Below are 12,661 nucleotides of genomic sequence, written 5' to 3'. Positions count from 1 at the left end.
ATCTTACCTAGCCGGACTTGCTCGATCTTCGATTGGCTCGCAGCCGACCCTGGAGAATCTGCATAAACTTATTCCTTTGCCTCGCTTCCTGAGATTATCCGCCGATGCCCTCTTCGATCAGCAATTCGCTCCTCTGGATCTTCGACGCGTTCGAACGCGATCCGACTTATCTGCGCCGGCGGATGTTTGGCAGCGATGCCGCGTATATCGACGGCCTGTTGTGTCTGGTCGCGGCCGATCGCGATAAGCCGTGGAATGGGCTGCTCGTCTGTACGTCGCAGGAACGCCATGCTGCGCTGATTACCGATCTGCCTGCATTGCGGCCTCACCCTGTACTCGGGAAGTGGCTTTATGTGCCGCAGGAGGACCCTGCATTTGAAGACACTGTCGAGCAGTTGACGGCGCTCGTTCTGAAGCGGGACCCGCGAGTGGGGGTGGAACCAAAGCCGAAAAAGCGGCGCGGAAAGTCGGTATTGCCGGAGGCTTGAAGCGCCTCGACCAACGCACATCGAATGTCGCAACGATCCCGAGAACTCGTTTTATTCAAATAGCATAGATACTCGAAATAACTTCGCAATGTAGAAATCACCATTTGATTCGGTGTGCCTGACATGAAGCACTCTGTGCGATTCCGCACATTACGCCAATGCGCCTTGCGTAGACGTTCACTATATTTTCGATTGCCCCACCACCCTACGGTTAAAGATTGTTTAGTTAGTCGGTCTTATTAACAGTCTTTATTCCGGCTTCGCAAAAAGCGCAAACGCAGCTTTCCAAATAAACACTGAGGAGACGACATGAGAACTAACACGTTGCATTTAACGTGTGCGCTGCTATTCGGTTTGACAACGAGCAGCATTGCATATGCGACCGATTGGACGACCTCCGGAAACGACTTGATGAACTCCCGAAATCAGGCGAATGAATCGGCGATTGGTCCGAAGACAGCGGGCGCCCTTCACAAGCTCTGGGCAACTGATACGAGCGGAAACGTGACGGCGACCCCTGCTCTCGATGACAGCTATGCCTATTTCCCGGATTCCGCGGGCTATCTCTACAAAGTCGACAGGAAGACCGGCCAAGTTGTCTGGAAGAACCTCGTATCGTCCTACACGGACATCCCTAACGACTACGCGCGTGCAACGCCCGCTATCTCCGGAAACGTACTGATACTCGGCAATCAAAGCGGCAAACTGTCGAGTCCGCAACCGGCCCAGGTCTTTGCCGTCGACAAGAACACCGGCCTGCGGCTTTGGCACACGCAAGTCGATCCAACCACGTATTCAATGGTCACGCAGTCTGCCGTCATCGCGAACGGTACGGCTTTCGTAGGAACCACGTCGAACGAAGAATTGATGGCCGCCTATGTCTCCCCGCCTGCGTGGCAGTGGAGTTTCCGCGGCAGTGTCGTCGCGCTCGAGGTCGCGACCGGCGCAATCAAGTGGCAGACATACACGATGCCGAACGGCTATTACGGCGGCTCCGTCTGGGGAAGCACGGGCGCCGTCGACGTCGATCGCAATACGGTGTTCATGGGTTCCGGCAACAACTGGGCAGTGCCTCAGGTCGTACTCGACTGCATGAACAGCGGCGGCACGCCGACATCGTGCATCGACCCGAACGACCACTTCGACTCGATCCTTGCGCTGGACATGACGACGGGCGCAGTCAAATGGTCCGCGCGCGGACTGCCGTACGACACGTGGAATGTCGGCTGCGGCCTCAACGTGCCGGGCGTCTTCACTCTTCCGCCGAACGCTAACTGCCCCAATCCACAGGGTCCGGACTGGGACTTCGCGCAAGGACCGATGCTCTTCGGCGGCAATGGCAATGCCGGCCGACTGGTCGGCGCGGGGCAGAAGAGCGGGATGTTCTGGGCCTTCGATGAAGAAACGGGCGCACTGCGTTGGTCCACCCAGGTCGCCCCCGGCGGACTCACAGGCGGTCTGCAGTGGGGATCGGCCAACGACGGCCAGTTTATTTACGTTGCGGTGGCGAACAGCGGGACGACCGGCTCGGGTACGACGCCAGGCGTATGGCAGTTGGCGAACGGCGGCGGCACCACCACGTCGGGCGGCTGGGCATCGCTCAACGCGAATTCCGGCGCGGTGAAGTGGACCACTCCGGACCCGCTCGGAAGCCGCGCGGAGGCTGCGGTCAGTGTCGCAAATGGCGTGGTGTTCGGATGCAATCTCGACTACACGAAAGGCACGATGTACGCGCTCGATTCTTCCAACGGAAAAGTACTGTGGTCATTCGACAGCGGCGGCGCATGCAATTCCGGACCGGCCGTTGCGGACGGCGTGGTGTTCTGGGGCTCTGGTTCAACGAACGGACCGGGGCCGCAAAAATTGTTCGCCTTCGGTCTGTAGGAAACGCCAAAGGCCTCGTCCTTTCACGGCGGGGCCTTTGGCTCTTTGCTACGATGTGAGTCTGTTCCGAGGCCGGCGCATTTGGCGCGTGCGTACCGCCAGCCGGACCGGAATCACCACCGAACTCACCGAGCACCAGACCTTGACGATCCACATCCGCCCCGCCACCGCCTCCGATGCCCCCCTGATCCTGCGCTTCATCACCGAACTTGCGATCTACGAGAAAGCCGAGCACGAAGTCGTCGCCGGTATCAAAGACATCGAGAAAAGCCTGTTTTCCGAGGGCGTGCCCGCGAAAGCGCTGATCTGCGAAATGAACGGCGAGCCCGTCGGTTTTTGCGTGTACTTCTTTTCGTATTCGACGTGGCTCGGCAAGCAGGGGCTTTATCTGGAAGACCTGTACGTGTCGCCCGCATCGCGCGGCAGCGGCGCGGGTAAACAGATGCTGCGTCATCTCGCGCAAATCGCCTGCGAAACGGGCTGCGGCCGCTTCGAATGGAGCGTGCTCGACTGGAACGAGCCGGCCATCGGCTTCTACAAGTCGATCGGCGCGAATCCGCAAAGCGAATGGGTGCGTTACCGTCTCGCGGGCGACGCGCTCAAGGCATTCGCCGAAGGCGAAACCGCACCGAACACCTAAGCGCGATCACTGCGCGAAGGCCGCGACGGGCGCCACCTCGAACGCATCGCCCGTCGCGAAGAAAGTGCCGCCTGCCACGTAATGGCACGTGCGCAGGTCGGGATCGTCACCGAAATGCCAGCGGTTGTGCGAATACACGCGGCTATCCGCATACGCGGCGACCACTTCTCCGATGATCAGATCATGCCGCTGGCTGTCATCCGGAATCACCTTGCATTCCATCCACGTGATGCAGCCGGCCAGCATCGGCACGTCGATTTTTTGCGCGCGGAAGGTCTCGAGATCGAACGCGGAGAACTTGTCTAGTTCGACGCCCGCGTGCGTGCCGACCGCAAGTGTTTGCGCGGCGAAACCGCGGCTCGGCAGTTGCAGCCCGAACACGCCGCTCGCTTCGATCAGGCTACGCGTCAGCGTGCGGCTATCGACGACGACCACCACCTTCGGCGGATCGAAATCGAGCGGCATCGCCCACGAGGCGGCCATCACGTTCGATCGACCAGCGTGCGCGCTGGTGATCAGCGTCACGGGTCCGTGATTGAGCAGTTGAGTCGCGCGCGACAATTCCACGGGTTCTCGGGTGGCGTTCATGGCATCGTGATGGCGTCGAAAGGATGACGCTGATTGTAGCGGGGCGGGAGAAATGCGATGCGCGCAGTGCGCAGCGGCAGTGTGGAGCGATGGGCGGGCGAATCGAGCTGCCAGGCGGCAGCCCACGAGCCGCCGCCCGACCAGACTTCAAGCGAACTTCAATGGCCGCTCAATGATGCGGCGCCTTGCCGTTCGGCACCACATTGTGCGGCTTGTGCTGCTCTTCGCCGAGTCCCGGGAAGAACGCGTTCCATGCGGCGCGCACACCCTGCGCCGCGGTGGCCTCGGCGCTGACCGACTCGGCCGCGCCGTCCGCGGCTTTCGACGGATCGGCGGATAGGCCGCGCCAATGCGTGAACACGAGCAACGGCTTTTCGGTCCATATGCCGTCGCCAAATTTCGCAAACGCCGTGTCCCCGCTCGCCAACTGCACCTCGTACCAGCCTTCGCGTACGGGCGTATGGATGGCCAGCTCAAACCACGGGGTCGGTTCGATTTCCTTCATATCGTCTCCGGTCGGATAAATCGTCATCGAAAACCACACTCAATGCATTGTTCGTGCCCATCGCCGGCGCCACCTGCGACGCTGCGCGCCGAGCAACCACGGCACATGCGGGCAGACCCAGCACTTCGGAGCGAAGTCGCCGCGCATACGACACGATAGCGCGACATGGTCCGGGCGGACAAACGTAAAACTTACATATCCTGGGTGGCGGGCGTACGACCTTGCAGGGTGGGCTTTTTGCGGGTGCGGGCGGGTTTTCCGGCGGATTTTGCCGCGCGCTTCGCAGCCGGTCGCGCCTCGCTCCGCATCTCACGCACCAGCTCCGCCAGCGCTTTCACCGCCGGCCCCAAGCGCTCCGCCTCCGTATTGCCATACCCAATCACGAGCCCGTTGGTCTGCTCCGACGCCCCGATCGCGAACCCCGACAGCGCGCGCGGACCGAGCCCCAACGCCTGCGCCCGCGCCGTCAGCGCGCGATCGTCGAGCGGCGCGGGCAGCCGCAGCATCAAATGCATCCCGCAATCGCCGCCAAGAATCGTCGCCGCCGGAAAATGCTCGGCCAGCGCGTCGCGCAGCGCCTGCTGGCGCTCGCGGTACAGCCGCCGCATCCGCCCGAGATGCCGCCCGAATTCGCCGCTTTCGAGGAAATGCGCGAGCGCCAGTTGCTCCAGCCGGTGCCCGCCGCGCAGCATCTCTTGCAGCGCAACAGCGGCATGCGCGGCGATCGCCCGAGGCAGCACGACGAAGCCGATGCGCAGCGCCGGAAACATCGTCTTGCTGAACGAGCCGACGTACAGCACGGGCGCCTCGTCGACGAGGCCCTGCATGCTCGCGATCGGCTCGCCGGTGTGGCGCACCTCGCCGTCGTAATCGTCCTCGATCAGCCACGCGCCGCAACGCCGCGCCTCCGCGATCAGTTCGAGCCGCCGCGCCACCGACAACACCGCGCCGGTCGGATACTGATGCGCGGGCGACGTGTAGATCAGCTTCGGCGGATGCGTGCGCCACGCGTCGGCCGGCACGGCCATGCCTTCGGCATCGACGGGAATCGGCAGCAAGCGCAAATCGCCCGCGTTGAAAGCGGCCTTCGCACCGCGGTAGCCGGGGTCCTCGGTCCATGCGATATCGCCGGGATTGGTCAGTAGCCGCACGCACAGGTTCAGCGCCTCCTGCGCGCCCTCGGTGATCACGACCTGCGAGCCGTCGCAGCGCACGCCGCGCGCCATCCGCAGATGCGCGGCGATCGCGTCGCGCAACGCCGGTTCGCCGGCCGGCGTGCCGTAGCCGAGCGCGTGCGGTAAGGCGCGCTCCATCGCACGTTCGAGCGCGCGCCGCCACGCGGCCAGCGGGAAGCGGTCGAGCGCGGGTGTGCCGGGGGTCAGCGCATAGGTGTTGTCGGCGTGCTTGTGCGTCGCCGCGAACCGCTCGACGCGCGTCGCGTACACGACCTCCGGCGCGGCCGGCGCCGTCGCGCGCTCGCCGCGCGCGGCGGGGCTCGACAGCGGACTCACGCGCGTGCCCTGACGATCGGCGATGACGTAGCCGACCGCGGCGAGATGTTCGTAAGCGATCACGACGGTGTTGCGCGACACGCCCATTTCGGCGGCAAGCAGCCGCGACGACGGCAGCAACGACCCGGCCGGCAGACGGCCAGCGTGAATCGCCTGCTGCAGACGTTCGATCAGCTGTTTTTGCAGCGGCGCGGGCCGAGTGGCCCCGCTGGCGCCGCTCGCGGCGGAAACGTCGTTCGCATGGACGAGCGGTCCGATAATTTCGATCATGGTGGCTGGACCTATCGAATAAGCGTGTCGTGGATCTTTTGAACATACCACGTTTGCCGTATCGTTCCTGCATCGACGACCAGGAGAAAGGACGTGGAACCCACACGCAACGCCTACGGCCAGCCGATCGGCGCGCCCATGCCCGGCTGGCACGGCGCGCAGCCGCCGGGCCGCGAGCCGCTGAGCGGCCGCTATTGCCGGCTCGAAGTCGTCGACGTCGAGCGCCACGCGGCCGACCTGTTCGACGCGTACCGCTCGGCCACCGACGGCCGCGACTGGACCTATCTGGCGGTTGGCCCGTTCGACAGCCTCGCGGCCTATCGCGAGCACCTGACGCGGATGGCGGCATCGAAAGATCCGCTGCACTACGCGGTGATCGACCTCGCGACGGGCAAGCCGGTCGGCACGCTGTCGCTGATGCGGATCGATCCGGCCAACGGCGTGATCGAAGTCGGCCACGTCACGTACTCGCCGCGGCTCAAGCGCACGCGCATCGCAACTGAAGCCATGTACCTGCTGCTCGGCGAAGTGTTCGACAAGCTCGGTTACCGCCGTTTCGAATGGAAATGCGATTCGCTGAACGAGCCGTCGCGCAAGGCTGCGCTGCGCTACGGGTTCACGTTCGAGGGGATCTTCCGGCAGGCGATCGTCTACCGCGAGCGCAATCGCGACACGGCGTGGTTTTCGATCATCGACAGCGAATGGCCGGCGTTGCGCTCGTGTTATCAGCGGTGGCTGGACGCGGGCAATTTCGATGCGCAAGGGCAGCAGGTCGAGCGGCTTGCCGATCTGATCGCGCAGCGGCGAGCGGCGGACGAGGCCCGGTAAAACCAGGCGATCGCATCGGCGCGCCGCCGATGCCCCGCACGCGGCGCGCTTGCGCCAGCCTGTCGCTGCGCGCCGCCAACCCGGCAACGCGCGCAACTTCGCTCTACACTGGCTCCACACGTTCGTGCGCCGCTGCCGAAGCGCGATTGTCACAGCGCACCAGCATGTGCCGCGCGTGCCTCCTTCCATGCGTTACAGCCCAGCCGATGAAATCCCGCCTGCGCTACCTGAGCGCATTGCTCGTCAATCTCGCGCTGCCCTTGCTTGTCTACCGGCTCGCGTTTCCGCACTGGGGGCAGACGGGCGCGCTCGCCGCGTCGGCGTTGCCGCTGATCGCATGGATGACGGTGGATCTGCTGCGTTACCGGCATTTCGACGCGCTGAGCGCACTCGTGCTCGCGGGCGTGCTGCCAGCGCTCGCCACGAGCCTCGTGTTCAGCGACGCGCGTCTGCTGTTGATCGAAGATCCTATGGTGTCGGGTTTTATCGGCATCACGTTTCTCGCGTCGCTCACGCTGCGCAAGCCGATGGTGTTCTATCTGGCGCGCTCGACGATGTCGCGCGAAGACCATCGCAGCGTGGCAGTGTTCGAGCGACATTGGCGCGATCGTCCGATGCTCGCCACCTATATTCGCCTGATGACACTCGTGTGGGGGATCGGCATGATCGGCGAGAACATCGTGCGAAGCGCGATCGTGCTGCATTGGCCGAACGACCCGCGCTCGGCGCTTGCATCCACTGCGCTGCGTTATGGTGTGTACGTGGCGCTGACGCTGTGGACGATCCTGATTCGCCGGCGTATCAAGAGGGACGCGCAGCGCTATCCGGACGACGAGGCGGCGGCGGAGAGTTCGACGGCTGATGCGTGAATGGTGCTTCAAGGCCTAAGCCATCAGGCAGCGCCTGCAATCAGGCCCACCGGCCTTCCGCCGCAACACGATGGCCCGGCATGCCCTAAGACACCGGCGTTGCGCTCGCGATCCCCACGCGAATGGCCAGCGTAACACAGCAGATGCGCCCACACTTCCTCGCGCGTGAAAAGCCTATTCCAGTGTCAGACTATCACGTACTCAATGATGCCCGCTGTTGCGAATAACAGATTTATATCTAAAAGGAATACGAGATACCGCACAGGGCAAGGTATTTCAAATGCGAAAGTTATTCATTTTGCATTTACTCTGCCAATTCAATTATTAAGAGATAGCTATTAATGTTATCTTCAGCGTAGTCCTTGCTGAACCTCTATTGCCCTCTAAGGACTATTCAATTCATTCAGACCGCGACAGTCACTCGTCCGTTGACACACGACATCGGCGAGCGTTGCTTGCGGCGCTCCAGCCAGGAGGCCCAGATAAAAAATGATCGCCGAGGACCGTTTCATTCAAATTCTCCACCGCTATGTCGACGTTGAGCCGTTCCTCGCAACTGTCAGTCAGGCGGCGGATAGTGACAAACATGCTCTCGGATTTCTTCCGTCGGGCATGCTCAAAGACTTCGCTGACAAGGAGCAGCTTATTGTTGCCGTCGAACGCAATAATGACGGATCTTCGTATGCGGGTCATTTGCTGTTCGAAGCCAGGCATCCTAAGGGGCGCGTGCTGCAAGTGTTCGTTGCACCGGCTTTCAGAAAGCGCCAAGTTGCGGCTTCGCTGCTGAATCACCTCAAACGATATTTGACGGAGCACGCTTTTATCTCCATCTATGCGAGAGTTGCGGAAGACCTCATCGAGGCAAACCGATTCTGGGAAAACCAGGGTTTCTATATCCAAAGAGTCACCCGCGGGGGAGAGACAAAAAACCGAACGATCTTTGTTCGCAGCCACGAACTCGATACACCGCAACTGTTCGCGTCAAGCGGCTTCAATGCCGACGATCCACTTGGTCTGAACTCAACTTACACGCCTGAGATTCCGCTTTTCCTGCTGGATCTGAACGTACTGTTCGATCTCGGCCCACGCAGGCATAGAAATGAGGAAGTTCTGGATCTCTTCAAGATGGAAAGAGCAGGCTCCTGCCGACTTGCGCTCAGCACAGAGATCACGGCAGAACTCACTCGTACAGCGAGCGTCGGCGTGACGGATCCCATGCAATGCTACGCGCGCATCTTCCCCGCCTTCCCACCCATTGAAAAAGAATGGGATGTACTCGCACCCGAGCTTGCGTCGATAGTATTTCCGGAACGGCATCAAGCCGGTACGCTCAGAAGTAATGACGTATCCGACTTACGTCATTTGGCCACGGCCATTCACCATAGGCTTAGCGGGCTGATTACTAACGACCATTCAATACTCGGTGCCGCTGCCAAGCTCCTTGAGAAATACGGCATTCAGGTTGTATCGCCCCGCGCATTCAAAGACTTTAACGGCCGAGAATCCACAGCAGAGTTCTTCGAAACCGGCGCAAGCGCTCCCCTTGTTATCGCACCAATCACGCGCGCCGATGAGGGCGAAATCCATAAGCTTCTATCTCAACTCGGTGTTCCGAACGCCGCTGTCGTCACGGAGTGGGCGGGAGTCGACTCGAACGGGCGCGTATGCTATCGGTATGGAGTCTGGTCGGAAGACGTTTTGACTGGGTATTTGATGTGGCCCAAGGCCATGAACCAGAACGACGTTGTCGCTCACATGGCTGTCGACGAAAAGCAACCTGGCGCGAGCGACGTCGTGCGCCTCATGCTCGGTTATTTGATCGAGCAAGGCTCAGCGGCAAAGACATCGCAAATCAGGCTCGTTTTCCCGTCCGAGCAGGCGCAAATACGTGAAATCGCGTCGATGCTCGGCTTCGGTGGGCTGAAAGATCAAACGTCATTAACGAAGCTTGCTTTAGGCGGCGTCATTACCGCATCGAATTGGGCGCAGCGCATGGACGATATCTTTCTCGCTAGCCGAGTGCGTATTCCCGACGTGCCGCCGAGATATCGCAACGTCGACCAACAGATCCGCCTGGTGAGGCCTGACGGAAACGTTGGGCATATCTCGTTGATGGCGCTGGAGACATTGCTTTCGCCAGCGCTCTTTTGTCTGTCCGGGCGCCCTGCGGTCGTTACGCCCGTGCGACGCGTCTTCGCTGAACACCTTCTAGCGCATTCACCACAAAAAAGCCTGCTGCCTCACGCGCGAGCCAAACTTTACAAGGAGCGGCACTACTTGAGCAACGCAAACACGCTAAAGCGATTCAAGCGTGGTAACCTCATTTTGTTTTACGAATCTGAGAGAGATCGAGGACAAGGTGCAATCGTTGCCATCGCACGCGTACAACACGCGTACCTCAAGTCTATGGAAGCCATGGAAAATGCGGATCTCGATCCGTCAGTTTTGGACTTGGCGGGACTCGAAGCGATCGGCCGGTCAACCGTAAAAACCGTAGCAGCATTTGACAATATTGTGTACTTTGACCACCCCGTCTCCCGTTCGACCCTTCTCCGACTCGGCTGCGGCAGTCCGAATGACCTTCTCACAACCCGTGCAATTGATGACACACAGCTTCAAGAAATCCTCCAGGAAGGATTTGCCGATGGAACATCCTGAACACGTGCTCATCTCGCTTGAGGAAAGACACGCGGAGAACATACTTGCGGGCACCAAGCATGTGGAACTTCGTCGCCGAGCCATGAACGTGAAGGAGGGGACCGTTGTCTGGATCTACGTCAAAGTTCCGGTGGGCCGTGTTATTGGATATGCAAGGGTCAGTGCAGCGCATTCGCTTGCGCCTTCGACCTTATGGCGACGGTTCGCGAGTGTATGCGGAATTACGCGACGAGAATTCTTTCAATACTTCGATGGCGCAACCAAGGGGTTTGCGTTAGCTTTGCAAGACCCGCAGCGACTCGCAGGCTCCATTTCGCTAACAGAGTTACGTCAAATCTCCGCCGGTTTTCAGCCACCGCAGTTTTTTGTCCGGATTGCCCCTGGCAGCCCCCTGCTTCAGGCAATCGAAGGCAAATGTGCATAGAACAAGCAGAGAATCATCTCTCACCTGCTTATCCATCTGGTCATCCTCACGCCAACTCCCGAAACCTCGACAAACAGGGATTCCGATTCGCCGGCGACCACGCGAGCGCGTGCTCGATAAGCGGTACGTCGGCGAGCGGTTAGAACACCTCGCCGGCTCGATCCGCGCGGGCTACGCTCCAATCGTCACTCGAACATATGGGCTTGGGTGCTGTACGCGGTGTCCGGCGTGATGTAGGTCCAATTGAGTCGCGAGGCGTTGGTCGTTCCGCCGCAGCGCGCGGTCTGGCTGCCCCACCGCCCCTCCTACGTGATCTCGTACCCACCTTCGCCCGCCAGCGAATCCCACCCCCAGCGCAGTTCACACCAAGCATGGTAAATTCCAGCGTCGGCAAGACAACTCCAAGAACGTTCGGGTGCCCTGAACATCTTCGTCCGGTCCACCCGCCACTGGCGTACAAGGTAGATCGATGATCGACGTGAGTCAGCGTATTGTCTGGCGGCGCCTCTTCGTTGCGCTGTGCAGCGGCGTCGCGCTGGCCGGCTGCATGGTCGGCCCCGACTACCACGCGCCGCCCGCGCCGGCCACGAACACTTTCACCCCCACGCCACTGCCCGACCAGACCGCCTCCGCACCCGGCCCCGCCGGCCTGCCGCAGCGTTTCGCACCGGCGCAGGACATTCCCGCCGCGTGGTGGACGCTGTTTCATTGCGAGCCGCTCGACGCGCTGATCCGCGAGGCCATCGCCAATAGTCCGAACATGACCGCGGCCCAGGCCGCGTTGCGCCAGGCCCGCGAAAACTACATCGCGCAGGCGGGGGGCACCTTGCTGCCGAGCGTCGACGCGCAACTTAACGCCACGCGCGAAAAGATCAACGGCATCGCGTTCGGTCAGCCCGGCCTGGTCGAAGAATTCAATCTCTACAACGCGTCGGTCAACGTCTCGTACAAGCTCGACGTGTTCGGCGGCGCGCGGCGCGAACTCGAAGCGCTGCATGCGCAAATCGACTATCAGCGCTTCCAGCTGCAGGCCGCCTATCTGACGATATCGGCCAACATCGTGACCGCGGCGGTCAAGGAAGCGTCGGTGCGCGCACAGATCGACGCGACCGAGCGAATCGCCACCGAAGAAGAGCAGCAGTTGAACGTGCTCGACCAGCAACTCTCACTCGGCGGCGTGAGCCGCGCGGCCGTGCTCGCGCAGGAAACGCTGCTCGCGCAGACCCGCGCGACGCTGCCGCCGCTCTATCAGCAACTCGACCAGGCGCGCCACCAGCTTGCGGTGCTCGCCGGCAAACTGCCGAGCGACACAGGCGTGCCCGAATTCACACTCGACATGTTCTCGCTGCCCGACACGCTGCCCGTGAGCCTGCCGTCGTCGCTGGTGCGCCAGCGCCCCGACATCCTCGCCGCCGACGCCACGCTGCATCAGGCGAGCGCGCAGGTCGGCGTCGCGACCGCGGCGATGTATCCGCAGATCACGTTGTCCGCGAGCTACGGCGCCGAGGCGCTGACGCCGGCGCAAGTGCTCAGGGCGGGCAGCACGATCTGGAGCATCGGCGCGGGCTTGCTGCAACCGGTCTTTCACGGTGGCCAGCTGAGCGCGCAGAAGCGCGCGGCCGAGGCCGCCTATGAGCAGGCCGGCGCGCAATACCGCGAGACGGTGCTGCTCGCGTTCCAGAACGTCGCGGACACTCTGCGTGCGCTCGAACACGATGCGACCGGCCTCAAGGCGCAGACCGACGCGTCGCGCGCCGCGAGCGATTCGCTCGAACTGACGCGCGGGCAGTATCGCGTCGGCGGCGTGAGCTACCTCGCGCTGCTCGACGCGCAACGCCAGTATCAGCAGACAGTGGTGAGTCTCGCGCAGGCGCAGGCCGCGCGTTACGCCGATACGGCCGCGCTGTTCCAGGCGCTGGGCGGCGGCTGGTGGAACGGCGCGGCGCCCGAGTCGGCCGCCGCGCCCGCCGCCGCAACGCCACATTGACCGTGCCCT

Annotated in this window: 11 protein-coding genes; 8 read left to right on the top strand and 3 right to left on the bottom strand. The window is 61.9% G+C overall.

Annotation, left to right across the window (positions count from 1 at the left end):
- Positions 1–104 precede the first annotated feature (104 nt).
- The 3 genes from AB3X95_RS24940 (at position 105) to AB3X95_RS24930 (ending at position 3,012) form a co-directional block, all read left to right on the top strand.
- The gene (locus AB3X95_RS24940) at positions 105–488 is read left to right on the top strand and encodes a hypothetical protein (protein ID WP_176366467.1); all 384 of its coding nucleotides are present in this window, start codon (positions 105–107) and stop codon (positions 486–488) included.
- A gap of 309 nt (positions 489–797) precedes the next feature.
- Entirely contained in the window at positions 798–2,372 is a 1,575-nt protein-coding gene (locus AB3X95_RS24935) for a PQQ-binding-like beta-propeller repeat protein (protein WP_368622810.1), read from the top strand.
- A 142-nt stretch (positions 2,373–2,514) separates the two neighbouring features.
- Positions 2,515–3,012, top strand: coding sequence for a GNAT family N-acetyltransferase (locus AB3X95_RS24930; protein ID WP_176121093.1), 498 nt, complete (start codon positions 2,515–2,517; stop codon positions 3,010–3,012).
- Between the two features lie 6 nt (positions 3,013–3,018).
- On the opposite strand, the gene AB3X95_RS24925 is transcribed toward AB3X95_RS24930, so the two are convergent.
- The 3 genes from AB3X95_RS24925 to AB3X95_RS24915 form a co-directional block, all read right to left on the bottom strand.
- The gene (locus tag AB3X95_RS24925; protein ID WP_368622809.1) at positions 3,019–3,600 is read right to left on the bottom strand and encodes a flavin reductase family protein; all 582 of its coding nucleotides are present in this window, start codon (positions 3,598–3,600) and stop codon (positions 3,019–3,021) included.
- A 169-nt stretch (positions 3,601–3,769) separates the two neighbouring features.
- Positions 3,770–4,105: a hypothetical protein gene (locus AB3X95_RS24920; protein WP_176120946.1), complete on the bottom strand. Its 336-nt coding sequence runs from the start codon at positions 4,103–4,105 to the stop codon at positions 3,770–3,772.
- A gap of 191 nt (positions 4,106–4,296) precedes the next feature.
- Positions 4,297–5,886: a PLP-dependent aminotransferase family protein gene (locus AB3X95_RS24915; RefSeq protein WP_368622808.1), complete on the bottom strand. Its 1,590-nt coding sequence runs from the start codon at positions 5,884–5,886 to the stop codon at positions 4,297–4,299.
- A gap of 93 nt (positions 5,887–5,979) precedes the next feature.
- On the opposite strand from AB3X95_RS24915, the gene AB3X95_RS24910 reads away from it, so the two are divergent.
- The 5 genes from AB3X95_RS24910 to AB3X95_RS24890 all read left to right on the top strand — a co-directional run bounded on the left by AB3X95_RS24910 (position 5,980) and on the right by AB3X95_RS24890 (position 12,652).
- Positions 5,980–6,714, top strand: coding sequence for a GNAT family N-acetyltransferase (locus tag AB3X95_RS24910; RefSeq protein WP_176120944.1), 735 nt, complete (start codon positions 5,980–5,982; stop codon positions 6,712–6,714).
- Positions 6,715–6,920: 206 nt separating this feature from the next.
- Positions 6,921–7,583: a VC0807 family protein gene (locus AB3X95_RS24905; protein ID WP_176120943.1), complete on the top strand. Its 663-nt coding sequence runs from the start codon at positions 6,921–6,923 to the stop codon at positions 7,581–7,583.
- A gap of 489 nt (positions 7,584–8,072) precedes the next feature.
- Positions 8,073–10,241, top strand: a complete 2,169-nt coding sequence (locus AB3X95_RS24900; protein ID WP_176120942.1) for a GNAT family N-acetyltransferase — start codon at positions 8,073–8,075, stop codon at positions 10,239–10,241.
- Positions 10,228–10,665 (top strand): transcriptional regulator, encoded by a 438-nt coding sequence (locus AB3X95_RS24895; protein WP_368622807.1) that lies wholly within the window; start codon positions 10,228–10,230, stop codon positions 10,663–10,665. The genes AB3X95_RS24900 and AB3X95_RS24895 overlap by 14 nt, the downstream gene beginning before the upstream one ends.
- 469 nt (positions 10,666–11,134) lie before the next feature.
- On the top strand, positions 11,135–12,652 hold the full coding sequence (locus AB3X95_RS24890; RefSeq protein ID WP_368595695.1) for an efflux transporter outer membrane subunit: 1,518 nt from the start codon (positions 11,135–11,137) through the stop codon (positions 12,650–12,652).
- Positions 12,653–12,661: the final 9 nt, after the last annotated feature.

Origin of the sequence: Paraburkholderia sp. BR13444 (assembly GCF_040948755.1) — a bacterium.
In the GTDB taxonomy this organism is placed as follows: Bacteria; Pseudomonadota; Gammaproteobacteria; order Burkholderiales; family Burkholderiaceae; genus Paraburkholderia; species Paraburkholderia youngii.
Note: the sequence above shows the minus strand (reverse complement) of the source record. Positions and strands in the feature narration are given on the sequence as shown.

Bases quoted from the DNA above. Each gene is read 5' to 3' on its own strand.
- AB3X95_RS24895 (WP_368622807.1), top strand. From the start codon at position 10,228: ATGGAACATCCTGAACACGTGCTCATCTCGCTTGAGGAAAGACACGCG.
- AB3X95_RS24915 (WP_368622808.1), bottom strand. From the start codon at position 5,886: ATGATCGAAATTATCGGACCGCTCGTCCATGCGAACGACGTTTCCGCC.
- AB3X95_RS24925 (WP_368622809.1), bottom strand. From the start codon at position 3,600: ATGAACGCCACCCGAGAACCCGTGGAATTGTCGCGCGCGACTCAACTG.
- AB3X95_RS24920 (WP_176120946.1), bottom strand. From the start codon at position 4,105: ATGAAGGAAATCGAACCGACCCCGTGGTTTGAGCTGGCCATCCATACG.
- AB3X95_RS24940 (WP_176366467.1), top strand. From the start codon at position 105: ATGCCCTCTTCGATCAGCAATTCGCTCCTCTGGATCTTCGACGCGTTC.
- AB3X95_RS24890 (WP_368595695.1), top strand. From the start codon at position 11,135: ATGATCGACGTGAGTCAGCGTATTGTCTGGCGGCGCCTCTTCGTTGCG.
- AB3X95_RS24900 (WP_176120942.1), top strand. From the start codon at position 8,073: ATGATCGCCGAGGACCGTTTCATTCAAATTCTCCACCGCTATGTCGAC.
- AB3X95_RS24935 (WP_368622810.1), top strand. From the start codon at position 798: ATGAGAACTAACACGTTGCATTTAACGTGTGCGCTGCTATTCGGTTTG.
- AB3X95_RS24905 (WP_176120943.1), top strand. From the start codon at position 6,921: ATGAAATCCCGCCTGCGCTACCTGAGCGCATTGCTCGTCAATCTCGCG.